Here is a 24,457-nt window from a genome sequence, read left to right as displayed (position 1 = left end):
CACGGACGGGGCGCGTGCCCGTGGCACCCACCCCGTCCGTCGAAGAGCCGGTATTACTTGGCGGCAGCCAGCGCCGCGTCGTAGTCGGGTTCCTGGGCGATCTCGGGCACCAGTTCGGTGTACGCGACGTTGCCGTCGGCGCCGATCACGACGATGGCGCGCGCGAGCAGACCGGCCATGGGTCCGTCGGCGATGGTCACGCCGTAGTCCTCACCAAAGCTGTCGCGGAACGCCGAGGCGGTGGAGACGTTCTCGATGTCCTCGGCGCCGCAGAAGCGCTTCTGGGCGAACGGCAGATCCTTGGACACGTTCACGACGGTGGCGCCGTCGGCCGAGACCCGCTCGTTGAAGGTCCGCACGCTGGTGGCACACACCGGGGTGTCGACCGACGGAAAGATGTTGAGCACCACCGACTTACCGCTGAACTGCTCGTTGGTCACCGGCCCCAGGTCGGCTCCGGTCAAGGCGAACGCAGGAGCCGGGGAGCCGACAGCGGGCAGGTCACCGACGGTGTTGATGGGGTTTCCACGCAGGGTTATCTGTGCCATACCCGACAGTCTGTCAAGACTGCGTCACGCCCGCAGCGCGGGGGTGCTGCTGCACCCGCTACTGCCACTCGATGATGCGGCTCAGGTACGGGTCCATGCCGTTGGTGCGCACCTGGGTCAGCGACACGGACGGCTCGGTGCCTTCGATCATCTGGCCGTTGCCGACGAACAGCGCGACACTCTGCGAGCCGGCCGGGCCGTAGAACAGCAGGTCACCGGGGAGGGCTTGGTCCGCCGTGATCTTGCGACCGACCTTGTACTGCTCGCCCGACGACCGGGGCAGCTTGATGCCGACGCCGGCGAACGCGTACTGGACCAGGCCCGAGGCATCGAAGCCCGGCGTGGTCGGCGCCGGCGTGATGGCGCTCGCCGTGGGCGACTGGCCGAACAGACCCGACAGGCCGGGGATGAGTGCGTTGGTCTGCGGCGCCGCCGCCGGCTGCGTGACGCCCATCGGCTGCAGGCCGACCTGAGGCGCCGGCTGGGCGACCGGGGCGGCCGCGGTCGTGACGCTGGCCGGAGGCAGGCTCGGGCCATTGGCGTTGCCGCCGCCGTAGACGAACGGCACCCCGCGCTGCGACAGCGCGCGCTGGATGACGAAGTCGATGGCCTGTCGGTGGGTGCCGCCGGTCCAGGTGGTGTCGGCGGACGCGAGGGGCGCCGATGCCAGCGGGGCCGCCACCGCCATGGGCGTCGCCAGCAGTGCTGCGCTCGCCAGCGTCACAATCATCCGTCGCATTTCGGCTGCCTCTCGTCGTGCGCCACCGGGACGCACGACGCCGCGTGGTCTACGCAGGGGTCGTGTCCCCGGAGGTCCCTCTCGTCACAAATTTCACTAACGTCACTTTAACCCCACGCGCGCGCCTTATCCCTCATAAATGCAGGTCAGCGCGCGATCTTTATCGAAAATGTGATCGAAAGGTAACCGGGCGCGACGGATCTGGTGGCGCGGCGCCTCTAGGCTTGCGCCCATGGCAGCGATCCTGACAGTGAATGTGGCGGTCCCCCGACCCAGCCCCGACAAGGATCAGCTGTCCACCGGAATCGACAAGCGGCCGACGTCCCAGCCGGTGCCGGTCCGTGCGCCCGGGCCCATGCACGGTGGCCTCGGCAGCGGTCTGGTCGGCGACACGATCGGCGATCAGCAGTTCCACGGCGGTGACGACCAGGCGGTGTACGCCTACGCGCGCGAAGACCTCGACGACTGGCAGGTGCGCCTCGACCGCGAGCTGGCCAACGGCTCGTTCGGCGAGAACCTCACCACAACGGGGCTCGGCGTGAACCACGCCCTCATCGGTGAACGCTGGCAGATCGGCGATGGCGGCCCGCTCCTGGAAGTGAGCCGGCCCCGCATCCCGTGCCGCACTTTTGCCGAGTGGCTCGAAATCCGCGGCTGGGTCAAGACTTTCACCAAGGAGGCCCTACCCGGCGCGTATCTGCGGGTCGTGACGCCCGGCGTGCTCCGGGCCGGCGCACCGATCACGGTGGTCTCGCGTCCGGCGCACGACGTCACCGTCGCCCTGGTGTTCCGGGCCATGACGCTCGAGCCGGACCTGCTGCCGCGGTTGCTTCCGGCCGACGCGTTGCCGGAGGCGATCAAGGACCGGGTTCACCAGCGGGTGCACCAGCACTAGTCCCGCAGGACGGCAGCCGCCGCAAGCCCGGCGACGATCTCCAGTCCCACGATGACGGCAGCCACGGCCGTCCAGCCGGCGGCGTCGAAGGCGATACCGCCGACCCATCCGATGACACTCGAACCGGCGTAGTACGCCAGGTTGTACAGCGAGCCGGCCTGCGCCTTGCCCACGGTGGCCAACTGGCCGGTCCAGCCCGATGCGGTGGCATGCGCGCCGAAGAACCCGGCGGTGGCGACCAGCAGACCGGCGAGGACGGCAAACAGGTTGTGACTCAAGGTGATCACCACGCCGATACCCATCACCGCGACGCTGCCCAGTAGCACCGGGCGCCGGCCGTACCGGCTGGCCGCGGCCCCGGCCCACGCCGATGCCCAGGTACCCGCCAGGTACGCGACGAACACCAGGCTGACAACGGTCTGTGGCAGGCCGAATGGTGCCGCGCTCAACCGGAAGCCGAGGAAGTTGTACATCGCGACGAACCCGCCCATGAGCAGGAAGGCCTGCAGGTAGAGCACCAACTGCCGGGGGTTGCGCAGGTTGGCGGCCAACCGGTGCGCCAGCGAGCCCTCGGTCTCCTCGGCGGCCGGAACGAACCCCTGAGGCTCGGGAGCCAGCCGCATGAACCCTACAGCCGCTGCGCTGCAGAGCAATCCGACGACGAACATCGCCCACCGCCAGTCGGTGAACTCGGCCACCGGCGCCGCCACCAGTCGGCCGAGCAGGCCGCCGATGGTGGTGCCGGCGACGTAGGTGCCCGCGGCCCGCGCGGCGTGGCCGGCTTCGATCTCCTCGGTCAGGTAGGCCACCGCGATGGCCGGCACTCCCCCGAGCGCCAGGCCTTCGGCGAATCGTCCGGCCAGCAACAGCTGGAATGTCGGCGCGAACGGCACCAGGAGCGCCAAACCTGTTGCGACACAAACTGAGTAGGACATCGCGGGCACCCGGCCGATGCGGTCGGCCAGCGTCGACCACCCGATGACCCCGACGGCCAGACCGATGGTCGACGCAGACACCATGAGCGCCGACGACGCCGCGCCGGTGTTGAGGGTGCGGGCGATCAGCGGCAGGACGGCCTGCGGCGAGTACAGCTGCGCGAACGTCGCCACACCGGCACAGAACAGCGCACCGAGCAGTCGGCGGTAGTCCGTGGAGCCGCGCACATGGCCGGTCCAGACGGGCGCTTCAACAGTCACGTGGGCAGGCTAGGAAGCCCGCCGTTGATGTGTCCAATACATTAATCGAGGTTTGTTCATACATTTCGCGCATCAGAGGCGGTGGCGCTCACCACCTCGGCGAATCGTGCTGCGGCAGGCGACAATTCGTGCCCCTTCACCCACGCCATGCCGATCTCACGCTTGACCCGGGTGTCGGACAATGGGATGTAGATCACCGAGGGAGCACCGCGACCGGGCCGCGGCACCGGCACCACGGCGACCCCGAAGCCCGCCGCCACCAGGCCTTCCATCGTCGGAATCTCCATGGCCTCGAACGCGATCTCGGGCGTGATGCCGCTCTCGGCCCACACCTGGTCCGTCAGCTGGCGGAGCCCGAAATCCGCTCCGAGTGCGATGAAGGTCTCGTCAGCCACCTCGCTCAGGCGGATCCGGGCGCGGCCCGCCAAGCGGTGGTCGGCGGGCACCGCCAGGCACAACCGTTCGACGTAGAGCACCCGCCACGTACACGGCACCTGCGTCGGCCGCGGCGAAGTGATCGCGACATCGGCCTGTCCGGTGCGCAGCCGCTCCGCGATATCGTGCGCGGCGCCCTGGAACAGCTCGAAGCGCACCGCCGGAGCCAGCGCCCGGAACTGCCGAAGCACGTCCGGGACAAACCAATTCGCGGTCGAATGCAGAAAAGCCAGTCGGACCAGGCCGCTGTCCGGATCGAGCAGTGCGTCGATCCGGACCTGCGCCGCATCCATCTCGGCGATGCCGCGGCGGGCATGTTCGAGCATGATCTGCCCGTACCCGTTCAGGCGCAGCCGGCGGCCGATGCGGTCGAAAAGCGGGGTGCCGACCTGGTTTTCCAGCCGTGCGAGGGCTCGCGACAGCGTCGGTTGCGCGACACCCAGTTCGGCGGCGGCACTCGTGACGTGCTCGGTCTCGGCCAGGACGACGAACCAGCGGAGTTCGTCGAGGAGCACGAAAGCACAGTACCCCGTGAGCCCGAAGGCCCACGGGGTACCGAGTCAGGTGCTGACTAGATGTCGAACCGGTCGGCGTCCATCACCTTGGCCCACGCCGCGACGAAGTCCTTCACGAACTTCTCCTTGTTGTCGTCCTCGGCGTACACCTCGGCCAGGGCCCGCAGCTGCGAGTTCGAGCCGAACAGCAGGTCGACGCGGCTGGCGGTCCACTTCGGCGCGCCACTGCTGCGGTCGGTGCCGACGTAGGTGCCGTCATCGGCCGGCGACGGGGCCCACTTGGTGGACATGTCGAGCAGGTTGACGAAGAAGTCGTTGGTCAGGTGACCGACGTTCTGCGTCAACACGCCGAGGTCCGAACCGCCGTGGTTGGCACCCAGGACCCGCAGACCGCCGATGAGGACGGTGAGCTCCGGACCCGACAGCCCCAGCAGGTTGGCGCGGTCGATCAGCCGGTACTCGGACGGCAGGGTGTCGCCCTTGCCGACGAAGTTCCGGAAACCGTCGCCCTTGGGCTCCAGGTAGGCGAACGACTCGACGTCGGTCTGATCCTGGCTGGCGTCACCGCGACCCGAGGTGAACGGCACCGTGACGTCGAAACCGGCGTCCTTGATGGCCTTTTCGAGGCCGACGACACCGCCGAGGACCACCAGATCGGCGAACGACACACCGGTCGGGGACGCCTGCTGGATCTCCTCGAGCTTGCGGATCACCTGAGCCAGCTCGTCGGGCTCGTTGACCTCCCAGCCGAGCTGCGGCTGCAGCCGGATGCGGCCGCCGTTGGCGCCACCACGCATGTCGCTCGAGCGGTACGAGGCCGCCGCCTTCCATGCGGTGTTGACCAGCTGCTGCACCGACAGACCCGACTCGGCGATCGCGGTCTTGAGGGTGGCGACGTCGGCCTCGGACAGCGGCTTACCGGCCGGGATGACGTCCTGCCACAGCCACGTCTGCTTCGGCACCAGCGGTCCGAGGTAGCGCACCACCGGACCCATGTCGCGGTGCAGCAGCTTGAACCACGCCTTCGCGTATTCCTCGGCCAGCTCCTCCGGATGATCCAGCCAGCGGCGGGTGATCTCGCCGTAGATCGGGTCGAACCGCATCGACAGGTCTGTGGTCAGCATCGACGGGTGCGTCTTGCCGGTGCCCTGTGCCATGGGGACCGAGTTGGCCCAGCCGCCGTCCTTGGGCTTCCACTGGTTGGCACCCTGCGGGCTCTTCGTCAGCTCCCACTCGTTGCCGTAGAGGATCTCCAGGAACGAGTTGTCCCACTTGGTCGGGGTGTGGGTCCAGGTGACCTCGAGGCCACTGCTGACGGCCTCGTTGCCGACGCCGGGGTTGGCCCAGCCCAGACCCATCTGCTCGAGCGGGGCAGCCTCGGGCTCGACGCCGTTCTCGATGTCGGTGGCGCCGTGGGTCTTGCCGAACGTGTGGCCACCGACGATCAGGGCCGCGGTCTCGATGTCGTTCATCGCCATCCGGCCGAAAGTTTCGCGGATGTCGATGGCGGCGGCCAGGTAGTCCGGATTGCCTTCCGGGCCTTCGGGATTGACGTAGATCAGGCCCATGTGGCTGGCGGCCAGCGGGTTCTCCAGCTTGGTGCGGTCGGTACCGGCGTAGCGGTCCTGCGAACCCAGCCACTCGTGCTCGGAGCCCCAGTAGATGTCCTCCTCTGGCTCCCAGAAGTCCGGGCGGCCGAACGCGAAGCCGGCGGTCTTGAAGCCCATGTGCTCCATGGCGCGGTTACCCGCGTAGACGATGAGGTCCGACCACGAGATCTTCTTGCCGTACTTCTTCTTCAACGGCCACAGCAGACGACGGGCCTTGTCCAGGCTGACGTTGTCGGGCCAGCTGTTCAGCGGGGCGAAGCGCTGCATACCGCGACCGCCGCCACCGCGGCCGTCCTCCACGCGGTAGGTACCGGCGGCGTGCCACGACATCCGGACGAACAGCGGACCGTAGTGGCCGAAGTCGGCGGGCCACCACTCCTGGGAGTTGGTCAGCAGCTCATCGAAGTCACGCTGGAAAGCATCGAAGTCGAGGGTCTTGACGGCCTCGCGGTAGTCGTAGCCCTCGTCCGTCGGGTCGATGGCCGGCGGGTTCTTCTGCAAAATCTTCAGGTTGACGGCGTTGGGCCACCAGTCCCGGTTGCTACCACCCTCGACAGGCGGCTTGATGCGCATCGGGCAACCGCTTTCGGCGGGCTCGGTCTGTGCTTCTCCGATCGGAGGGTGAGTTTCCTCAGGCACTGCACTTCCTTTCGAGGGTGGTGAATCGGCCGCGATCACGGATGTGATCGCGAAGCTGTTGCCGCGGCACAGTCGGGGCACACGCCCCAGTAGATGACCTCGGCCTCGTCGACGACGAAACCGTCGAGCACGCCGTGGGTGTCCGACGGGGTCAGGCAGGGCGCTTCCCCGGTGGCACAGTCGATGTCGGCGATGGCGCCGCAGGAGCGGCACACGACGTGGTGGTGGTTGTCCCCCACCCGGGTTTCGTACCGGGCCACCGACCCCGAGGGCTGGATGCGGCGGATCAGCCCGGCGGTGGTCAGCGCGGCCAGCACGTCGTACACCGCCTGGCGGGAGACGTCGGGCAGGATCGCGCGAACCGCGTCGAAGACGCTTTCGGTGTCGGCGTGCGGACGGCCCGCCACCACCTCGAGGACTGCGAGGCGGGGCCGCGTCACACGGAGATCTGCGGAACGCAGCTGCTCCGTGTAGTCGGTCGTCACGTGTTCACTTCTACGCGCTTTTTTGGACTGAGTCAAGACTTGACAGTGATGTCTGTCACGCTGATTCGCGACGGGGAACCGGCGCCAACTGCCATTCGCAGAGGTCAAAGCCGTTGTTCCGCAGACACTTTAGGCGACCCGCCGCGCGCCCGCAGGGAAATCGCCCGAACCGGCGAATCACACTGCCCAGTTCGCCGAGGGCGGCAGTGCCTGAGGCTGAACGTATGCGCAGAGTTTGCCGACGGCCACCGAAACCGAGTCACGCGATTGTTAATCTGCTGCATATGCAACGCAGCGTGACAGGCCACCCGGTTCGCCGGCCGGCTGACGCGGGAGACCGCCGGGTACCCGCATGACCGCTGCCGGACAAAATCACTATTACTGGCTCACCTCACTGCTCGCCGTCCGCGGACTGCAGACCAGAACCTGTCGGGTGATCGCCGCGCTCAACGCGGTGCTCGGCATGGTTCCCGCCGTCCTGATGCTCAGCCCCGCGGGCCCGCACGGCCCGGTGCGCCAGGCGATCGCCGCCATCATCGGGGTCTGCGCGCTCGGCGTCGGCGCCGTCTGGCTGCGTCATTCGTGGCCGTCGCAGCAGTTCTCCGCGATCTCGGTGACCCTGGGCGCGGTCCCGATGAGCGCGGCCTGCCTGATCATGACGGATCCGGTGCTCGGGCTGCTGGCGACCAGCGCGTTCATCTTCTCCAGCGGTTATGTCGCGTTCCTGCACCGCCCCAGCATGCTCGCCGGTCCATGGCTCCTCGGTGGACTGACGCTGGGATACCTGGGATTCCGGGTCGGGTTGCACGACCCGGCGTTGGCCGCGTGTGCCGTCCTGATCATCGCTCTGCTCAACGCCTTCGTGTTCTTCACGTGCCGCGTGGCCATCGGGCTCAGCTCGACCGACATCCACCACAGCGAGATCGAACCGCTGACCGGGCTGCTCAACACCGACGGCCTGTACTCGCGCGCCGCGAACCTGCTCGCCGCCCGCAACCGGCAGGACGACCGGCACATGGTGCTCGCCGTGGTCAGCATCGACAGCTTCCCGCTGTTGTCCTCGATGTCCGGCCAGCGGCGCGCCAACCGGGCCCGCATCGACGTCAGCCAGGCGCTACGGGAGACGGTGCGCCGCAACGCCATCGCCGCGCACATCTCCGACAGCGAGTTCATCGTCGCGGACACCTTCACGACCCCCGACGCGTCGCCGCTGATCGACCGCGTGCAAGGCGCCATGAAGTCCACCCCGTCCCGCGTGACGGCGAGCATCGGCGTGGTGTGCACCCCGCTGGCCCCGCTGACGGTGCACCCGCCCGAGATCGTCATCGACGCGCTGCTCGCCGTGGCCGAAGAGGCGATGGAACGCGCCCGGGAGGACGGCGGCAACGACGTCCGCTACGACGTGCGGGACGACCTGCCGATCAGCGAGTAGGCAGCTCGGACCGGATGCGCGGCGCGATGAGGCCCGCGAGGTAGTCGTGTCCGGCGTCGGTCGGGTGGACGCCGTCCGGCGCGATCAGGTCCGGACGATCGACGAACCAGCGCTCGGCGATCGGGTCGACGAACGTCGCACCGGCCATCCCGGCCTGCATGCCGAGCACATCGCGGATCTGCAGCACCGCCGGCGGCACGTCGGCCGTCGGCCATGGCGGCCCGATCACCAGCAGCTTGGCGCCGGGCGCCGTCGCCCGCGCCTGGGCGAAGGCGTCGTGCGCCATCCCCGACAGCTGCACGAGGTCGACGCCCTGGTCGTTGCGGGAACCGAAGAACACCACGAGGGCGTCGTCCGGACGCACGGCGCGCCTGGTCAGGTCCAGGAAGATGCTGCCGTGGTCGCCGCGCACGACGTAACCGGCCCGGCCCTCGGCAGCGACGTCGGCCGTGATCGGGGCACCCCAGGCATCGAGGTTGCGACCCGCCTGCGCCGTCCAGCTCCGGGGGCCCTGGCCGCCGAAGTTGGTGCCGTTGGTGTACGAGTCGCTGATCACCGCCACGCGTTCGGGCGGCATCCCCGGGCGCACGTACCGGTATGCGTGTGCGGCACCGGGCGCGCCCACCACGGACACTGCCCACAGCGCAGCGGTCAGCAACAAGGCGGTCAGATGGCGCACTGGTCTCCCATGATGAGTTGGAACTACGACGTACTGCGGTCAGCCTGCGCGTTCGGCGGGCTCTTCGTCGTCAGATATCGCCTGGAGTTTACGTTGTGTTACAACAGCTTTCGAGTCATCTGCCGGCCCGACCATGCGCCGCATCCAGTGCCGCGCCGGCTCTTCCACGTAGTGGAACAGCACCACCGCACCGGCGAACGAGCCGGCCAGCAGCGCCAGCACGATGAATTTGGTGCCCCAGCTCGGCAGCATGTCGATGCAGTACTGCGCCGCGGCCCAGTTCCAGCCCTGGTGCACCAGCTCGTGGACCATGTACAGGCTGAACGACACCTTGCCGCCGTAGACCATGACACGGGTCGACAGCAGCGCGGGCAAGGTTCCGGTGCCGACCGACAGAGCCACCACGAGCGGCAGGAAGAAGACGTCGACGAGCCCGAAGTCATCGCGGATGGTCGGGATCGGATGGGCGTCGAACCAGTACACGAGACCCACGATGAGGGCCAGCAGCACCACCGACAGCACGCCGGCGATGGTCCGGCCCCGATCGGTCAGGTTCAGCTTGCGCACGGCAGCACACGCCAGCGCACCCGCGGTGAACTGCAGTACGATGCGCGGCAGCCAGCTCCACGGTGTGTAGAACTCGCCCGTGGCGGCCAGGAACAGCAGCGGCGGCAGCGTCACGCCGAAGGCCAGCCACAGCAGCGTGCGCGCGCGGCTGGCCCGGGCCACCCGGAACAGCACGATGACCAGCAGCCCGAACAGCAGGTAGGCCAGCCATTCCGCGCTGATCGACCACGCCGGGCCGTCCCAGCTGGAGTTGTCGAAGAACGGCACCACCCACAGCTGGACCAGGAACAGCTGGCGCAGGTAGTTGGGGCCGGTGAGGGTGGCGGCTTCCGCCGACGGGAAGTCACCGACGTTGAGCGTGAAGATGATCCACGCCACGGCGATATGCATGGTGACCAGGTAGACGGGCCAGACCCGGGCCAGGCGGAGCCACAGGAAATGCAGCGTCGCCCGCGTCGACCACGCCGGTCCCATGCGCTCGAGGTAGTTCCAGGTGAGGACGAAGCCGCTGAGGATGAAGAACAGATCGACGCCCTGCGCGCCGCAGTCGAGGATCGGGGCGAGTGCGTCGCTCAGGGGCGGTGACGCCTGCTTCAACAGCGGACGGAAGTGGAACAGCACCACCCACACTGCAGCGACGATGCGCAGGCCGGACAGTGCCTTGATTTCACCGCTCGGCACAACACTCATGACGGGAAAAGGGTAACAGCGGCGACGACCCAGGTCCCGACGGGAAACCTGTGACTTTCTTGGACGGCACTGCCGAGCGCCGGAATTCTCTTTCCTACAGAATGGTGCGCCCGGCAGTAACTCTGCTCACAGAAAACAATAGAAGAGCGCCGGGGACTGGAATATTCGGCCGCTCGAGAGCATTCTGTAGACATGCTAATTAGGCGGAAATTCACGACATCGGCGGTCGCCGCGGTGGCCGCCACAGCAGCGATAGTTGCCGCTCCGGCCGCAGCGATGACCCTCTCGGGGAGCATCGGCGCGGACCGGACCGTGGTGGCCGACAACGGCTACGGCGGACCCGATGGCCAGGGCGGCGGCGGTGGCTGCGGCGACGGCGCGAACTGGCAGGGCTGCGGCGGCTGGAACCCCGTCACCGGTGGATTCGGGCACGGTTGCATCAATGGATTGTGCGGCGGCTGGGACGGCTCCCGCGGCTGGGGCGGCTGACGACGCATTTGCTCGCGGCGCGAGATAATTGCGTTTCTCCTATTCACGGCGCCGAATAGGAATTCACCCTCGGTGCCGATGGCGGTAATTGCATTTACTTCGCGCCGGAAATCCCTAAGCTCGCGGCCATGGATGTCCCGAGCCCGCGGCCCGACGCGCCGCATCTGGCCGACGTGGTGCCGGCCGTACTGGCCGCGATGGGTGTGACCGGAGCCCAACGCGACGGGGTGCACCGTCCCATCGACCTGCCCGGCGACGTCCGGGGCGCGTGCGTCCTGCTGATCGACGGGCTCGGCGCGCAGTTGCTCGACACTTACGCCGACGACGCGCCGGTACTGGCCGGACTTCGCAACCGGAACCTGCGCGTCGGCTATCCCGCCACCACCGCAGCCGGACTGGCAGCGGTGGGCACCGGCCGGCGCTCGGGCGAACACGGCATGGTCGGCTACTCGTTCCGGATTCCCGACCACGGTGTGGTGAACGCGCTGCGCTGGACGCCGCATCCGTTCGGCGCCGATCTGCGCGACGCGCTGGTGCCGGAGGAAGTCCAACCGCTACCGACCACGTTCGGTCAGGCCACTGCCGCCGGCGTGGCGGTGAGCATCATCTCGGGCGCCGAATTCACCAATTCCGGGCTGACCCGCGCGGTGCTGCGCGGCGGCCGGTACGTCGGGGTGCATCGCCTCGGCGACCTCGCGGCCCGGGTGCAGCAGGCCATCGCCGGCCGCGGCTTCTGTTACGGCTACCACGCCGACCTGGACATGCTCGGCCATCTGTACGGCGCGGGGTCGACGGCGTGGCGCATGCAGTTGCGGCAGGTGGACCGGCTGGTGGAATCGATCGTCGAAGCCCTGCCGGCCGGTGGCCTGCTGGCGGTCGTCGCCGACCACGGCATGGTCAACCTCGACGAGGCCGACGTCGTCGACATCGATGCGCGTCCCGAGCTGCTGGACGGCGTCGTCGCCGTCGCCGGGGAGGCGCGCGCACGGCACGTCTACGTCTCCGACGGGGCGGCCGATGCGGTCGCCGGCGGGTGGCGAGAAACGTTGGGCGCCAGGGCCTGGGTTCGTACCCGGGAGCAGGCCATCGAAGAGGGCTGGTTCGGCGCGCGGGTCAGTGACGCGGCGCGCAGCCGCATCGGCGATGTGGTGGCCGCGGCCCGGGACAACGCCGGGCTGGTACGTCGGACGGTCGAGCCGCTGGAATCTGCCCTGATCGGGCAGCACGGGTCGTGGACAGATGCCGAGCAGCTGGTCCCGCTGCTCATCGCTTCCGGATGACCGGAATTACTCCGGCTTCAGATGGGCGTCGTCGGCGAAAACGAGAGTGCCACTGTCCAGCAGGACGGCCCAGCGGCGTGCCGCGTCGACAATATGGTCCTCACCGACATCGACCGAATAGCCCGCATGATCGCCGTAGTCCTCGACGATCACCCCACGCACGTCTTTGGCGTCGCCACGGTTGACGCGAACCCGCATGTCAACGGCGAACTTGGCGTTCCTACCCATAACCACCCCAGCATTTCCCTGGTCATCACCGCAGGTACGAACCTCGGCCCACCGACCTCTGCCCCGACGTCAGTAGGTACCGAACTTTAGGCCACCTCGACCACAGCGGCAAAGCAAACACCTACGATTGACAGCTAGATGGTACGCGTCGTACCAAGCAGCGTCGGCTACCGTCTTCGCCGTGATCGTGCTGCTGCCGCCCTCTGAGACCAAGCGCCCAGGTGGAGACGGAGCGCCGCTGCGGCTCGGCGCGCTCAGTGTGCCCGAACTCACGCCACTGCGCGCGGCATTGGTCGATGAACTCGTCGAGCTCGCAGCCAGCCCGGAGGCCAGCCGCAAGGCCCTCGCCATCTCCGCGTCACAGGACTCCGAGATCCAGCGCAACGCCGAACTGCGCAGCGCCCCGACGATGCCGGCCATCGACCGCTACACCGGGGTGCTGTACGACGCCCTCGACATCGGCTCGCTGCGCGGCGCCACCGCGACCCGCGCTCGCGCTCGGCTCGCCGTCGGGTCGGCCCTGTTCGGGCTGCTGCGCGCCGACGACCCGATTCCGGCGTACCGGCTTTCGGCGGCGTCGAAACTGCCCGCCGGCGGCACTCTCGCCAGCCGGTGGAAGCCGGTCCTGGAACCCGTGCTGGCGCAATTCCAGCAACAGGAGCTGATCGTCGATCTGCGGTCCGGCTCGTACGAGGCGCTCGGCAAGATTCCCGGCGCGGTGACCGTCGACGTCTACACCGAACACCCCGACGGGCGGCGCACCGTCGTCAGCCACTTCAACAAGGCGCACAAGGGCCGGTTGGCCCGGGCGCTGGCCGGCAGCCGCGCCGAGCCGGACGACGCCGCTGCCGTCGCCGCCGTCGCGCGCCGCGCCGGCATGCGCGTCGAGCGCGACGGGGCGCAGTTGACCGTCCTGGTCACGGCGTGACGCCGGCGTCTGCGATAATGGTTCTCGAGGGGAGTATTCCTTCGCCGCGGTGTCGTCATCACGTTGCGCAATGTCGGGCAGCCGGTGCCGCGGGCCGCTTCGGCGGTGGTAGAGACCTCGGTCGTTTTCTGACGCCCGGAGGCACCCTCATATGAATGTTTCAACACTGGAATGGTCCATCACCCTCGGGGTGACGATCGCCGTACTGCTCTTCGACGTGGTGGTGATCGGCCGCCGCCCACATGAACCCACCAACCGCGAAACCGCCGGCTACCTGGCGCTCTACATCGGCCTCGCCGTCGCCTTCGGCATCTGGGTATGGCAGTTCCACGGCGGCGAATACGGCGTCGAGTACTTCGCGGGCTGGCTCACCGAATACAGCCTGTCGGTCGACAACCTGTTCATCTTCCTGATCATCATGGCCAGCTTCAAGGTGCCGCGGGTCCTGCAGCAGGAGGTGCTGCTGATAGGCATCATCCTGGCGCTGATCTTCCGCGGCATCTTCATTGCCCTTGGCGCCGTTGCCATTTCGCAGTTCTCGTGGATCTTCTACCTGTTCGGCGCGTTCCTGGTGTACACCGCGATCAAGCTGGCCCGCGACACCGAGCACGACGACGACGCCGAGAACTCGATGGTGCGGTTCGCCCGCAAATACCTCAAGGCCTCGGACCAGTGGGACGGCAGCAAGCTGCACACCGTGGTGAACGGCAAGCGGGTGCTGACCCCGATGATCCTCGTCATCATCGCGCTGGGCACCACGGACCTGCTGTTCGCGCTCGACTCGATCCCGGCGATCTACGGCCTCACGCAGGAGCCGTACCTCGTGTTCACCGCCAACGTCTTCGCACTGATGGGTCTGCGCCAGCTGTACTTCCTGCTCGGCGACATGCTCAAGCGGCTGGTCTACCTGTCACAGGGCCTGGCCTTCATCCTCGCGTTCATCGGCGTCAAGCTGGTCCTGCACGCGCTGCACGAGAACACGCTGCCGTTCATCAACGGCGGCGAGCCCGTGCACGTACCGCAGATTCCCACGCTGCTGTCGCTGGCGGTCATCATTGTCACGCTCGTCATCACGACGGTGGCGAGCCTGTGGAAGACCCGCGTGGACAGCAAGGCCGGGTGACCGATCGCATGGACGATGCCGTCGGGCAGGCGCAGCTGGTGGCCAGCGGCGCGGTGAGCAGCGTCGAGCTGCTGGAAGCCGCGATCACCCGGCTCGAATCGGCGCGCCCGCTCAACGCCGTGGTCACCGATCTGTTCGACCGCGGCCGCGAACAGGCCCGCCGGCTCGATGAGTCCGGCGCGCTGCGCACCGGCACGGCCGGACCGCTGGCCGGGGTGCCGTTCCTGCTCAAGGACCTCGGGGCGTCGCTGGCCGGCGCCCCGGAGGCCATGGGGTCACGGGCGCTGCGCAGCCATGTCGCCGACCAGACTGCCTGGATCGTGCAGCGGTATCTCGACGCCGGGCTGGTGATCTTCGGCAAGACCAACACCCCGGAATGGGGCAACCACTGCACCACCGAACCGTCCCTGTTCGGGCCGACGGTCAATCCGTGGTCACCGGAGGTCACCCCCGGCGGGTCGAGCGGAGGGTCCGCCGCCGCCGTCGCGGCCGGCATCGTGCCCGCCGCCTCCGGTGGCGACGGCACCGGCTCGATCCGGGTGCCGGCATCGTGTTGCGGCGTCGTCGGCCTCAAACCGCGCCGCGCCCGTACCTCGTTCGCGCCGAGCGCCGGGCACGGGTTGGAGGGGCTGGTCAACGAGCATGCCCTCACCCGCACCGTCCGCGACTGCGCGGCGCTGCTCGATGCCGTCACCGGTAGCGCACCGGGCGACCCGTACTCGGCTCCCCGGCCCGCCCAGCCGTTCCTCGACGCCATCGCGCAGGCCCCGGCGGCGCAACGCATCGCCATCGCGGTGGATTCGCCGTTCCCGGGGCCGGGCACCGACCCGCAGGTCGCCGCCGCCGTCGAGGCCACCGGCGCGCTGCTGGCGGGCCTGGGCCACCACGTCGAGCCGTCGGCGCCGAGCATCGATCCAGACGTTGTCGCCGACGCCGTCGCGGTGCTGCACCGCGTCAGCAACGTCCAACTGCATGAGCTGGCCGCGGCGCACCTGGGCCGCCCGCCCCGCGAGGACGAGTTCGAACCGAGCACCTGGATGATGATCCGCGAGGGATTCGCCACCACGGGCCTGGCCTACGCCGAGGCCATCGCGGCCGTCCACGACCAGACCCGGCGGTTCGCTGCCGGCATGGCCGGCCACGACGTCCTGCTGGTGCCGACACTGCTGTCCGGACCGCCGCCGTACGGCCTGCTCGATCAGCCCCGCGGCAGCACCCGGGAATTCTTCGACGTCGAATTCGCCACCACCGGCTGGACGTCGCTGGCCAACGTGACGGGCTGGGCCGCCATTTCCCTGCCGCTGGGCCGCACCGCGGACGGACTGCCCATCGGCGTCCAGCTGATGGCGCCGGACGAGACCATCCTGCTGCAACTGGCCCGGCAGCTGGAGCAGGCCGTACCCTGGGCCGACCACTACCCGCGCCCCTGAGGCCGACCACTGCGGCGGAAATCTGCGTGCAACAATTCGGGAATGGTCATGTCGATCGATCGCCCGAAGCTGGAAGGCAACATCGCCGTCGGCGAGGACCGCCAGATCGGTTTCGCCGAGTTCGGGAACCCGCAGGGACGGGCGGTGTTCTGGCTGCACGGGACGCCCGGCGCGCGCCGGCAGATCCCGACCGAGGCCCGCAGCTTCGCCGCCCGCAAGAACATCCGGCTGATCGGCATCGACCGCCCCGGCATCGGTTCCTCGACGCCGCATCAGTACGAGAACGTGCTCGGGTTCACCGACGATCTGCGGACCATCGCCGACACCCTCGGCATCAACCGGTTCGCGGTGATCGGCCTGTCCGGCGGCGGTCCCTACACGCTGGCCACCGCGGCCGCCATGCCCGACCGGGTGGTGATGGCCGCGGTGCTCGGCGGCGTCGCGCCGTTGATCGGCGAGGACGGCATCAGCAGCGGGCTGATGGAGCTGGCCAAGGTCGTCCGGCCGATCCTCGAGGTCGCCGACACCCCCATCCGCTGGGTGGCCGGCTCACTGATCAAACTGATCGGGCCGTTCGGCTCCCCCGCCCTGGACCTGTATGCCCGCATCTCCCCCGACGGCGACCGGAACCTGCTGAGCCGCCCGGAGTTCAAGGCGATGTTCCTCGACGACCTGCTCAACGGCAGTCGCAAGCAGCTCGCCGCACCTTTCGCCGACATCGTCGTGTTCGCCCGTGACTGGGGCTTCCGGCTCGAGGACATCAAGGTGCCGGTGCGCTGGTGGCACGGCGATGCCGACCACATCGTGCCCTACGCCCACGGCCAGCACGCGGTGGCGCGCATCGCCGACGCCGAGATGTACACGCTGCCGGGCGAGAGTCACCTCGCGGGTCTCGGTGTGCCCGAGGACATCCTGACCAAGATTCTCGAGGTCTGGGACGCCGCCGACCTGGCCGCGCAGTAGAGGCGGTCAGACCGTCGCGGGCTGACCGCTGAGGACGCGGCGCAGCATGTGCATTGCGACGGTCGTGGACCGCTCCCGGACGTCGGCCCGGTTGCCGGGCAGGTGAAAGGTCCGCGTGTGGTACGCGCCGTCGGCCAGACCGACACTGAAACACACTGTGCCGACCGGCTTTTCGTCGCTACCGCCGCCGGGACCGGCGATACCGGTGATGCCCACGGCGACGTCGGCGCCGAACCGCCGCAGCGCCCCGGCCGCCATGGCCTCGGCAACCGGCTCGGACACCGCACCGTGGGTTGCGATCAATGCGGGGTCGACGCCGAGCAGGTCGGCCTTGGCCTCGTTGGAGTACGACACCACGCCACCGGCCAGGTAGGCCGAGGAGCCGGGCCGGTCGGCCAGCCGCGCCGCCAGCAGCCCTGCCGTGCACGACTCGGCCGTTGCGATGGTGCGACCCGAAAGCAGTTGCGCCACTTGATCATCGACCAGTGCGCCGTCCTCGGAGAAGACGTCGTGCGGATGACGCTCACGCAGCAGCGCGGCCAGTTGCCGGTAGCTCTCGGCGGCGCCGGGTTCGTAGCGGGTGACGATCTCCAACTCGCCGCGCCGCAGACACGTCGTGATCTCCAGCCCCGCGAAACCGGTGACGAGCGTTTCCGCTTCCCGCAGGGTCTCGGCCAGCCCCGACTCGGGCAGCCCGAACATCCGGATGGTGTCCTGCCGGTAGACCGTGCGGCCGGCGATCGCCCGTTGCGCTGTCGCCGTCTCGATGGCGCGGCTCCACATCGGCCGCAGCTCGCGGGGCGGCCCGGGGAGCACGATCACCGTCGGCACGCCGCCGGCCCGGGTGACCACGACGCCCGGCGCCGTGCCGACGGGGTCGAGGATCTCGACGCCGTCGCCCGCGGGGACCAGTGCCTGCTTACGGTTGGCGGCCCGCACCGCCTCGAAATCCGCGCCCGGGAAGCGGCCCATGAAGGACCGCAGAATCTCGGCGATGCGCTCCTCGAGCGGCTCGTCGAGCACCAGCTCGCGGCCGCAGAACTTGGCCACGACGGCGACGGTCATGTCGTCGGCCGTCGGCCCGAGGCCACCGCTGGTGACGATCAGGTCGACACCTTGTGCGGCAAGGAAATTCAGTTGGGCCTCGATGTCCTCGGGCCGGTCACCGCAGATGGTGATGTGCGCGAGTTCCACACCGAGTTCGAGCAGCCGATCCGCCAGCCACGGACCGTTGAGGTCCTGGACCCGGCCGGTGAGAACTTCGGTTCCGGTCACCACGATGCCCGCACGCACGCCCATGGCGATCACAGTACGGCGCTACCGGCGGGCACCGCGGACTGAGTCAGCCCGCCAGCCAGGCGCGCACGGTGTCGAGTTCGCGGGTGTAGTTCTCCATGATGTCTTCGTGGAAGCGCGTGCCGCCGCTGATCGCGTCGTCACCGCGCCAGATGACCCGCACCCGGGACGCGCCACGCAGGTAGACGTCGACGCGGTCGTCCGTGTGGCGCTGCCACCCGCTCGCGGCGGTGCGCTCGGCCAGTGCGGAACGTTCGTCAGCCATCTGTCTCTCCTTCGTGTGTGCCTTCATCATGTCCTATGCGCCCGGCCTCGGGACCCGCGGTACCGCGTCGGGCGCCGCAGGCCGGGGGGCGGGCTCCGCCAGGCCAGGGTCGGCGATCGCGGCGCGGGAGGCCGCCTCCGCCGAGTCCGCCGGCCGGTTGCTGCCCGTCACCGGGACCGTCACCGGCGCCGTGTTGTAGCCACCGACCCGAACCCAGCCCGCGTTCACACCGGGTTTGGGCACCAGGCCCCGCACGTGCGCGGTCTCCCCCGGATACACCGTGACGTAGTTGTCGCTGTACTCGATGGGCAGGATTTCGTCGGCATCCGGGGCGGTGGTCAGCTCGGCCCGCTCGAAGAACGCGACCTGCTTGGTCGGGTTGCGCAGCGTGATGTCGACGACCTGCTGGCCGTCACCGTTCACCGAACCGGCCGCGCTGACGTCCAGGCGGGCCTTCGTCATGTAGTTCAGCGGCGTCATGTCCGCCCACGCGGTCTGGTGCAGCTCGAAGGCGACGTCCTTGCGGGGATCTCCGATGTCGTCCTGCTGCGACTGCCAGTAGTCGTTGTCCGCGATGACTTCACCGACCGGGTTCAGCAGCTCGCACCGCACGAAGAACACGCGCGAGTCCGGCACTTCGCGCGGCAGCGTCATCGCCACGGCAGCGGCACCGGAGACGACGTCGTACGGGTCGCTGGTGCGGTCGTCACGCACGTTCCCGTTGATGTCGTAGATGCGGGTGCGCACCCGGAGGCCGACGGCGTTCTCCGGGCTCTGGTTGGTGATGCTGACCTTGGCGGTGCTGTGGTCGCCGGTCGCATACGAATCGAACGTCACCGACAGCGGCTGCAGGCCCTTCTTCGCGCCGTAGTACGCACCGCCGGGCCGCAGGTAGTAGTCGAAGATGTTGCCGAAGAACGACGGCCAGTGGTTGTTGAGCATCCAGTAGATCGTCATCTTGCGGTCCGCCCAGCCCAGGGCGGCGAACGACTCGAACTGGGCCCGCGTCGCCTCGTAGTGGGCCAGCTGCGCCTTGCGCGTGAATTCCTCGGCGCCACTGGAGGATCCGTAGCGCTGCACGACGGCGTTGCGGATGCTCGCGAGGGCCTCGTTGCCGGGGTTGGAACCGGCGTGGAAGTACCACATGTCGTTGATGGGCCAGAGCTTGTCCGGCGGGATGAACTTGCGCAGGCTCGCGAACGGCGGGATGTGCTCGTTGTCGCCCTGTTCGGCCGACGCGCCGCGGGCGGCGGCGTACGCACCGTCGAACCAGTACGCGGGCGGCCGCCACGTGTACGGGCCGGCCATCTGGATGCCGTCCCACAGGCGGTTGCCCGACGAATCGGTCGTGTAGGACGACACGGTGTCGACAACGGCGTTCTGCCAGTGCAGCTTTCGCAGAATCTCGTGGTACTGCTCGAGGATGTCGGCGGGCGGGTGCCCGTCGCTGGCATTGGCCCAGACGAACGCCGACGCGTGCGATCGCAACATCGTGATCTGCGAGCGCAGGCTGTCCTGCGCGACCCGGTGGTCTTCCTGGCCCCACTGCGGCCACTTCTCCCACTGGTTACAGCACATCCAGCCCACCATGAGCGGGATGCCCAGTTCGTCGGCCCGCTCGATGAAACGGGCGCCGGGAATCTTCGATTCCATCCGGATCATGTTCAGACCCAGATCCTTGACGTAGCGCAGGATCGCATTGTCGCGGTCGGGATCGTCGCGGTACAGCAGATCGGGGGTGTAGGTGGCGCCGCGCGCCAGGAAGTCGCGGCCGTTGACCTTGAGGTAGAAGTTGCCGCCGGAGCCCAGTTGCGGGAACTCCTCGCTGCCGTCGCGGCCCTGCTCGATGGACCGGATGCCGAAGCGCTGCTTCAGCTCGTCGGTGGCCTGCCCGTACTGCAGGAAGTGGATCCGCAGGTCGTACAGGTCGGGCCTGCCCATGGTGTACGGCCACCACAGGTCCGGATGGGAGACGCGCAGCGCCTCATAGTCGCCGGGGCTGAACGTGACGTCGCGGCTCTCCCCCGGCGCGAGCGACACCGGCCGTTCGATGTCGATGTCGGCCTTGCCGGCGCGGCTGATGGTTGCCCGGACGACGCCGTTGACGCGCTGGTCGGAGTAGTTGGTCAGGCCCGACCGGACGCTCAGCTGGGCGCTGTCGGTGCGCGGCAACGGCAGCTGGCTGTTCACGGTCGCGTCGGTGATCGCCACGTCGCCGGACATCTTCAGGGTGACGGGCTTGAGGATGCCGGCGTTGCGGTCCGCCACGAACGAGTTGCCGTTGGCCGGGTTCTTACCGGGGCCCTGATAGCCGAGGTAGTTCCAGTTGATCCAGTCGAACCAGCTGTCGGCCAGCTCCACGCCGTCGACGTCCTGCAGCGCGCGCTCCGGGGTCACCTTGACGGCGAGGGTGTTGGTGCGGCCGCGGTCGATCCACTTCGACACGTCGAGGGTGTGGTCGACGTACATGCCCGCGACCTGCTTGCTGTCGGCGACCTGATGCCCGTTGAGCCAGATCTCGGCCCGGTAGTTGATGCCGGGAAAGTTGAGCCGGTACGTCGAGTGCCCCGCCGGTGCGACGAAGGTGGTGCGGTACCACCAGTCCTGCTTGTACAGGTCCTGCGGCACCTTGGTCAGCAGGTTGTCGCCGTAGTAGAGGTCCGGGTAGGTGCCGTCGTCCTGCAGTGTCTCGAGCACCGTCGCGGGCATGTGCCGCACCTGGTGCCAGCCGGGCCCGGCGGCCGGGAATCCGTCGAGGCTGAGTTGCGCGCCGGTGGCCACCATGCCCTGTGCGGACGACAGCTGCCAGCCTTGCGCGAGCTCCACTTCGGCAGCTGCGCTCATGGGCCTCAGCAGGCGCGGCAGATCGCCGGTGCACGCGAACAGCAGCACCAGAGACATGACGGCACCCAGCACTGCACCGCGGCGCAACTCGGTTGAGATAGCCCTGCTCCCTCCGAAACGACAGCATCTGAACGCGCTTCTACAACCGAATGCGCGATGTGGGGGCACCTCATTGTGCCCCGTCAGACCGGCAGTTCCGGAATCGCTGAGGTCAGAACTTGTGTGGCACGTCGGTCGTCAGACCGCCGTCGACGACGAACTCGCTGCCGGTGGCAAACGACGATTCGTCGCTGGCCAGGAACACCACAAAGGTCGCTACCTCATCGGACTGCCCGGGACGGCCCAGCGGCGCGATCATCATGTCGTCGGGAAAGTACTTCGTCATCGGCGTGCGGATGAAGCCCGGCAGCACCGTGTTGACGCGGATCTTGTCCTTGCCCAGGTCGATGGCCGCCGATTTGGTCAGCCCGCGCACCGCCCACTTGGACGCGACGTATGCATGCAGCAGCGTCGCGCCGCGCATGCCCTCGATGGACGAGATGTTGATGATCGAGCCGCTGCCGGCCTCCCGCATCGGCGCGACCACGGCCTGCATGCCCAGGAAGGTGCCGGTGAGGTTGACGTCGATGCACTTCTGCCACTTGGCCATGTCGAACTCGCCGATCTTGCCGAGGGCACTGATGCCGGCGTTGTTGACCAGCACGTTGAGCAGGCCGAACTGTTCGGTGGCCGTGGCGACCGCGGCCGCCCACTGCTCGGCGTCGGTGACGTCGAGGTGGACGTAGCGGGCGGCGTCCCCGAGTTCGGCGGCCAGCGCCTCGCCCGGCTCATCGAGGATGTCGCCGATGACGACCTTGGCACCCTCGCCGACCAGCATCCGGGCGTGCGCCGCGCCCATCCCCCGAGCGCCGCCAGTGATCAGTGCAACTTTTCCGTCCACGCGTCCCATGCCGGGTCACGCTACCGTCCGGCCGATGGGTAGCCGGGAGGCCCGGCATACTGGTCAGCATGTCTGCGCCGAACGCCGGACCGATCACGGGGCCGATCGCTGCGATCGACGCCGATGACACCGCGGACGCCGGCGCGGAGAAGTCGAACGTCGGCGCGTTCTTCGACGTCGACGGCACGCTGGTGTCCGGTTTCATCGCGACCGTGCATGCCGCCCACCGGTTCCGGCAGCGGCAGGCGGCTTTCGGTGAGCTCACCGGAATTCTCGAGGCGACGGTGCGATACAAGTTGCGCCGCATGGAGTTCGAGCGCTTGCTGGTGCGCGCCGCCGGCTACCTGCGCGGCGAGTCCCTCGCCGAGCAGGAGGCACTCGGCGAGCAGCTGTTCCACAGCCACGTGCAGGCCAGGATTTTCCCGACCATGCGCGAGGTCGTGCGCGCCCACCAGCGGTCCGGCCACACGGTGGTGCTGAGTTCGTCGGCCCTGACCATGCATGTCATGCCGCTGGCCCGTTATCTCGGGGTCGAGCACGTCATCTGCAATCACTTCACCGTCGATGCCGACGGCGCCCTCACCGGCGACATCGTGCGGCCCATCGTCTGGGGCCACCGCAAGGCCGCCGCGGTCGAGGCGTTCAGCCAGGCGAATCAGGTTGACCTGCAACAGAGTTACTTCTACGCCGACGGCGACGAGGACCTGCCGCTGATGCGCGTCGTGGGGCACCCGATTCCGGTCAATCCGCGGCCCGGGCTGGCCGCCGAAGCGGAGCGACTCGGGTGGACGGTGGTCCGCGCGGCCGCCGCGCCCAGCGCTCGGCCGGGCTGGCTACGACGACTCACCCGTCGCTGAGCTTCTGGAACGGTCGTCGCCCGAAATCTGGGCCCGAATCCGCGCGTAGCCTTGCGCGCCGGACCGTCACGCGGTACTAAATTAGAACACGTTTCAGTTTTGCCGCTTCCGCCTCGGCCCCAGCACAAGGAACCCCAATGCGTACCGCTATCTGCGACCAACTCGGCATCGAATACCCGATCTTCGCCTTCACCCACTGCCGCGACGTGGTCGTGGCCGTCAGCAAAGCCGGCGGCTTCGGCGTCCTGGGCGCGGTCGGCTTCTCCCCCGAACAGCTCGAGATCGAGCTGAAGTGGATCGACGAGAACATCGGCGACCACCCCTACGGCGTCGACATCGTCATCCCCAACAAGTACGAGGGCATGGATCAGGTCGACCTGGATCCCGACGTGCTCAAGAAGCAGCTCAACGCGCTGGTGCCGCAGGAGCACCTGGACTTCGCGAAGAAGCTCCTCGCCGACCACGGCGTGCCGGTCGACCACAGCGACGACGACGCCCTGCAGCTGCTCGGCTGGACCGAGGCCACCGCGACCCCGCAGGTCGAGGTCGCGCTGCAGCACCCGAAGTGCACGCTGATCGCCAACGCGCTGGGCACCCCGCCGAAGGACATGATCGACCACATCCATGCCGAGGGCCGCAAGGTCGCCGCGCTGTGCGGCTCGCCGTCGCAGGCCCGCAAGCACGCCGACGCGGGCGTCGACATCATCATCGCCCAGGGCGGCGAGGCCGGCGGGCACAGCGGTGAGATCGGCTCGATCGTGCTGTGGCCGCAGGTGGTCAAGGAGGTCGCGCCGGTGCCGGTGCTGGCCGCCGGTGGCATCGGCAGCGGCCAGCAGATCGCCGCGGCGCTGGCGCTCGGCGCACAGGGCGCGTGGACCGGTTCACAGTGGGTGATGGTCGAGGAGAGCGAACACTCCGAGCAGCAGCACGCCGCCTACGCCAAGGCCAGCAGCAAGGACACCGTGCGCAGCCGGTCGTTCACCGGCAAGCCGGCGCGGATGCTGCGCAACGACTGGACCGAGGCGTGGGAGAAGGAAGGCAACCCGAAGCCGCTCGGAATGCCGTTGCAGTACATGGTTTCCGGCATGGCGGTGGCGGCCACGCACAAGTACCCCAACGAGAGCGTCGACGTCGCGTTCAACCCCGTCGGCCAGGTGGTCGGCCAGTTCACGAAGGTCGAGAAGACCGCCGCGGTGATCGAGCGCTGGGTGCAGGAGTACCTGGAGGCCACCGGCCGGCTCGAGGAACTGAACGAAGCCGCGTCCGTGTGATCGAGGCGTAGCTACCCGAGCACACCGCCGTTTGCGCCTCGGATCGTGGTCAGTATGCGACTGCGATCCGAGGCGTAACTGATTTCGGCACGGGGCATGGACCCGTGACCCTG

General features: G+C 68.5%; 23 protein-coding genes. 10 read left to right on the top strand and 13 right to left on the bottom strand.

The genetic code is table 11. From position 1 onward, the window contains the following. Positions 1-53: 53 nt before the first annotated feature. Together tpx and ripD are read right to left on the bottom strand one after the other, a co-directional pair. Positions 54-548, bottom strand: coding sequence for a thiol peroxidase (gene tpx / locus G6N46_RS03130; protein ID WP_061005521.1), 495 nt, complete (start codon positions 546-548; stop codon positions 54-56). A gap of 58 nt (positions 549-606) precedes the next feature. Then, positions 607-1,287, bottom strand: coding sequence for an NlpC/P60 family peptidoglycan-binding protein RipD (gene ripD / locus G6N46_RS03125; protein WP_061005523.1), 681 nt, complete (start codon positions 1,285-1,287; stop codon positions 607-609). Between the two features lie 232 nt (positions 1,288-1,519). Here ripD and G6N46_RS03120 point away from each other — a divergent pair, with 232 nt between their 5' ends. Further along, positions 1,520-2,182 (top strand): MOSC domain-containing protein, encoded by a 663-nt coding sequence (locus G6N46_RS03120; RefSeq protein WP_138249377.1) that lies wholly within the window; start codon positions 1,520-1,522, stop codon positions 2,180-2,182. On the opposite strand, the gene G6N46_RS03115 is transcribed toward G6N46_RS03120, so the two are convergent. The 4 genes from G6N46_RS03115 to G6N46_RS03100 form a co-directional block, all read right to left on the bottom strand. Next, positions 2,179-3,378 (bottom strand): MFS transporter, encoded by a 1,200-nt coding sequence (locus tag G6N46_RS03115; protein ID WP_163692567.1) that lies wholly within the window; start codon positions 3,376-3,378, stop codon positions 2,179-2,181. The genes G6N46_RS03120 and G6N46_RS03115 overlap by 4 nt on opposite strands. A 56-nt stretch (positions 3,379-3,434) precedes the next feature. Next, positions 3,435-4,328, bottom strand: a complete 894-nt coding sequence (locus G6N46_RS03110; RefSeq protein WP_138249378.1) for a LysR family transcriptional regulator — start codon at positions 4,326-4,328, stop codon at positions 3,435-3,437. Positions 4,329-4,384: 56 nt separating this feature from the next. Then, positions 4,385-6,511 (bottom strand): catalase/peroxidase HPI, encoded by a 2,127-nt coding sequence (gene katG, locus G6N46_RS03105; RefSeq protein ID WP_234880666.1) that lies wholly within the window; start codon positions 6,509-6,511, stop codon positions 4,385-4,387. 101 nt (positions 6,512-6,612) lie between these two features. Next, positions 6,613-7,062: a Fur family transcriptional regulator gene (locus G6N46_RS03100; RefSeq protein ID WP_061005531.1), complete on the bottom strand. Its 450-nt coding sequence runs from the start codon at positions 7,060-7,062 to the stop codon at positions 6,613-6,615. Positions 7,063-7,414: 352 nt separating this feature from the next. On the opposite strand from G6N46_RS03100, the gene G6N46_RS03095 reads away from it, so the two are divergent. Further along, entirely contained in the window at positions 7,415-8,494 is a 1,080-nt protein-coding gene (locus tag G6N46_RS03095; RefSeq protein ID WP_135355761.1) for a diguanylate cyclase domain-containing protein, read from the top strand. Here G6N46_RS03095 and G6N46_RS03090 read toward each other — a convergent pair. Continuing rightward, complete coding sequence (locus tag G6N46_RS03090; RefSeq protein WP_138249379.1) at positions 8,484-9,173, bottom strand: Rv0518 family GDSL lipase; 690 nt, start codon at positions 9,171-9,173, stop codon at positions 8,484-8,486. The two genes, G6N46_RS03095 and G6N46_RS03090, sit on opposite strands and share 11 nt — an antisense overlap. 39 nt (positions 9,174-9,212) lie before the next feature. Continuing rightward, entirely contained in the window at positions 9,213-10,430 is a 1,218-nt protein-coding gene (locus tag G6N46_RS03085) for an acyltransferase family protein (RefSeq protein ID WP_234880667.1), read from the bottom strand. A 192-nt stretch (positions 10,431-10,622) separates the two neighbouring features. Here G6N46_RS03085 and G6N46_RS03080 point away from each other — a divergent pair, with 192 nt between their 5' ends. Then, positions 10,623-10,919 (top strand): hypothetical protein, encoded by a 297-nt coding sequence (locus G6N46_RS03080; protein ID WP_061005537.1) that lies wholly within the window; start codon positions 10,623-10,625, stop codon positions 10,917-10,919. Positions 10,920-11,047: 128 nt separating this feature from the next. Continuing rightward, complete coding sequence (locus tag G6N46_RS03075; RefSeq protein WP_061010287.1) at positions 11,048-12,199, top strand: alkaline phosphatase family protein; 1,152 nt, start codon at positions 11,048-11,050, stop codon at positions 12,197-12,199. A 6-nt stretch (positions 12,200-12,205) separates the two neighbouring features. On the opposite strand, the gene G6N46_RS03070 is transcribed toward G6N46_RS03075, so the two are convergent. Beyond that, on the bottom strand, positions 12,206-12,427 hold the full coding sequence (locus G6N46_RS03070) for a hypothetical protein (RefSeq protein ID WP_036420312.1): 222 nt from the start codon (positions 12,425-12,427) through the stop codon (positions 12,206-12,208). Between the two features lie 181 nt (positions 12,428-12,608). Between G6N46_RS03070 and yaaA the strand changes: the two genes are divergently transcribed. From yaaA to G6N46_RS03050, 4 genes are all read left to right on the top strand, one after another. Further along, a complete protein-coding gene (yaaA, locus tag G6N46_RS03065; RefSeq protein WP_061005541.1) occupies positions 12,609-13,355 on the top strand; it encodes a peroxide stress protein YaaA in 747 nt (248 codons plus the stop codon). 151 nt (positions 13,356-13,506) lie between these two features. Further along, positions 13,507-14,478, top strand: coding sequence for a TerC family protein (locus tag G6N46_RS03060; RefSeq protein WP_061005542.1), 972 nt, complete (start codon positions 13,507-13,509; stop codon positions 14,476-14,478). Between the two features lie 8 nt (positions 14,479-14,486). Beyond that, positions 14,487-15,908, top strand: a complete 1,422-nt coding sequence (locus tag G6N46_RS03055) for an amidase (RefSeq protein ID WP_061005556.1) — start codon at positions 14,487-14,489, stop codon at positions 15,906-15,908. A gap of 42 nt (positions 15,909-15,950) precedes the next feature. Next, complete coding sequence (locus G6N46_RS03050) at positions 15,951-16,871, top strand: alpha/beta fold hydrolase (protein WP_061005543.1); 921 nt, start codon at positions 15,951-15,953, stop codon at positions 16,869-16,871. A gap of 6 nt (positions 16,872-16,877) precedes the next feature. On the opposite strand, the gene G6N46_RS03045 is transcribed toward G6N46_RS03050, so the two are convergent. From G6N46_RS03045 to G6N46_RS03030, 4 genes are all read right to left on the bottom strand, one after another. Beyond that, entirely contained in the window at positions 16,878-18,170 is a 1,293-nt protein-coding gene (locus G6N46_RS03045; protein WP_061010295.1) for a competence/damage-inducible protein A, read from the bottom strand. 43 nt (positions 18,171-18,213) lie between these two features. Beyond that, complete coding sequence (locus tag G6N46_RS03040) at positions 18,214-18,432, bottom strand: hypothetical protein (protein WP_061001213.1); 219 nt, start codon at positions 18,430-18,432, stop codon at positions 18,214-18,216. Between the two features lie 33 nt (positions 18,433-18,465). Continuing rightward, the gene (locus G6N46_RS03035; RefSeq protein ID WP_234880668.1) at positions 18,466-21,333 is read right to left on the bottom strand and encodes a glycoside hydrolase family 2 protein; all 2,868 of its coding nucleotides are present in this window, start codon (positions 21,331-21,333) and stop codon (positions 18,466-18,468) included. Positions 21,334-21,487: 154 nt separating this feature from the next. Beyond that, positions 21,488-22,225 (bottom strand): glucose 1-dehydrogenase, encoded by a 738-nt coding sequence (locus G6N46_RS03030; RefSeq protein ID WP_061001214.1) that lies wholly within the window; start codon positions 22,223-22,225, stop codon positions 21,488-21,490. A 59-nt stretch (positions 22,226-22,284) separates the two neighbouring features. Here G6N46_RS03030 and G6N46_RS03025 point away from each other — a divergent pair, with 59 nt between their 5' ends. Both G6N46_RS03025 and G6N46_RS03020 read left to right on the top strand, forming a co-directional pair. Beyond that, entirely contained in the window at positions 22,285-23,073 is a 789-nt protein-coding gene (locus G6N46_RS03025) for an HAD family hydrolase (RefSeq protein WP_061001215.1), read from the top strand. Between the two features lie 137 nt (positions 23,074-23,210). Then, a complete protein-coding gene (locus tag G6N46_RS03020; protein ID WP_061001216.1) occupies positions 23,211-24,344 on the top strand; it encodes a nitronate monooxygenase in 1,134 nt (377 codons plus the stop codon). The last annotated feature ends 113 nt before the right edge of the window (positions 24,345-24,457 follow it).

The sequence above is a fragment of the Mycolicibacterium phocaicum genome, assembly GCF_010731115.1.
GTDB lineage: Bacteria > Actinomycetota > Actinomycetes > Mycobacteriales > Mycobacteriaceae > Mycobacterium > Mycobacterium phocaicum.
The sequence above is the reverse complement of the archived record's forward strand: the minus strand, read 5'-3'. Positions and strand labels throughout refer to the sequence as shown.

Excerpts from the sequence above, each read along its gene's own strand:
- G6N46_RS03035 (WP_234880668.1), bottom strand. The coding sequence starts at position 21,333 with ATGTCTCTGGTGCTGCTGTTCGCGTGCACCGGCGATCTGCCGCGCCTG.
- G6N46_RS03045 (WP_061010295.1), bottom strand. The coding sequence starts at position 18,170 with ATGGGCGTGCGTGCGGGCATCGTGGTGACCGGAACCGAAGTTCTCACC.
- G6N46_RS03020 (WP_061001216.1), top strand. The coding sequence starts at position 23,211 with ATGCGTACCGCTATCTGCGACCAACTCGGCATCGAATACCCGATCTTC.
- tpx (WP_061005521.1), bottom strand. The coding sequence starts at position 548 with ATGGCACAGATAACCCTGCGTGGAAACCCCATCAACACCGTCGGTGAC.
- G6N46_RS03060 (WP_061005542.1), top strand. The coding sequence starts at position 13,507 with ATGAATGTTTCAACACTGGAATGGTCCATCACCCTCGGGGTGACGATC.
- G6N46_RS03120 (WP_138249377.1), top strand. The coding sequence starts at position 1,520 with ATGGCAGCGATCCTGACAGTGAATGTGGCGGTCCCCCGACCCAGCCCC.
- katG (WP_234880666.1), bottom strand. The coding sequence starts at position 6,511 with ATGCGCATCAAGCCGCCTGTCGAGGGTGGTAGCAACCGGGACTGGTGG.
- G6N46_RS03055 (WP_061005556.1), top strand. The coding sequence starts at position 14,487 with ATGGACGATGCCGTCGGGCAGGCGCAGCTGGTGGCCAGCGGCGCGGTG.
- G6N46_RS03085 (WP_234880667.1), bottom strand. The coding sequence starts at position 10,430 with ATGAGTGTTGTGCCGAGCGGTGAAATCAAGGCACTGTCCGGCCTGCGC.
- G6N46_RS03025 (WP_061001215.1), top strand. The coding sequence starts at position 22,285 with ATGTCTGCGCCGAACGCCGGACCGATCACGGGGCCGATCGCTGCGATC.
- G6N46_RS03030 (WP_061001214.1), bottom strand. The coding sequence starts at position 22,225 with ATGGGACGCGTGGACGGAAAAGTTGCACTGATCACTGGCGGCGCTCGG.
- G6N46_RS03080 (WP_061005537.1), top strand. The coding sequence starts at position 10,623 with ATGCTAATTAGGCGGAAATTCACGACATCGGCGGTCGCCGCGGTGGCC.
- G6N46_RS03050 (WP_061005543.1), top strand. The coding sequence starts at position 15,951 with ATGGTCATGTCGATCGATCGCCCGAAGCTGGAAGGCAACATCGCCGTC.
- G6N46_RS03095 (WP_135355761.1), top strand. The coding sequence starts at position 7,415 with ATGACCGCTGCCGGACAAAATCACTATTACTGGCTCACCTCACTGCTC.
- G6N46_RS03040 (WP_061001213.1), bottom strand. The coding sequence starts at position 18,432 with ATGGCTGACGAACGTTCCGCACTGGCCGAGCGCACCGCCGCGAGCGGG.
- ripD (WP_061005523.1), bottom strand. The coding sequence starts at position 1,287 with ATGCGACGGATGATTGTGACGCTGGCGAGCGCAGCACTGCTGGCGACG.
- G6N46_RS03070 (WP_036420312.1), bottom strand. The coding sequence starts at position 12,427 with ATGGGTAGGAACGCCAAGTTCGCCGTTGACATGCGGGTTCGCGTCAAC.
- G6N46_RS03075 (WP_061010287.1), top strand. The coding sequence starts at position 11,048 with ATGGATGTCCCGAGCCCGCGGCCCGACGCGCCGCATCTGGCCGACGTG.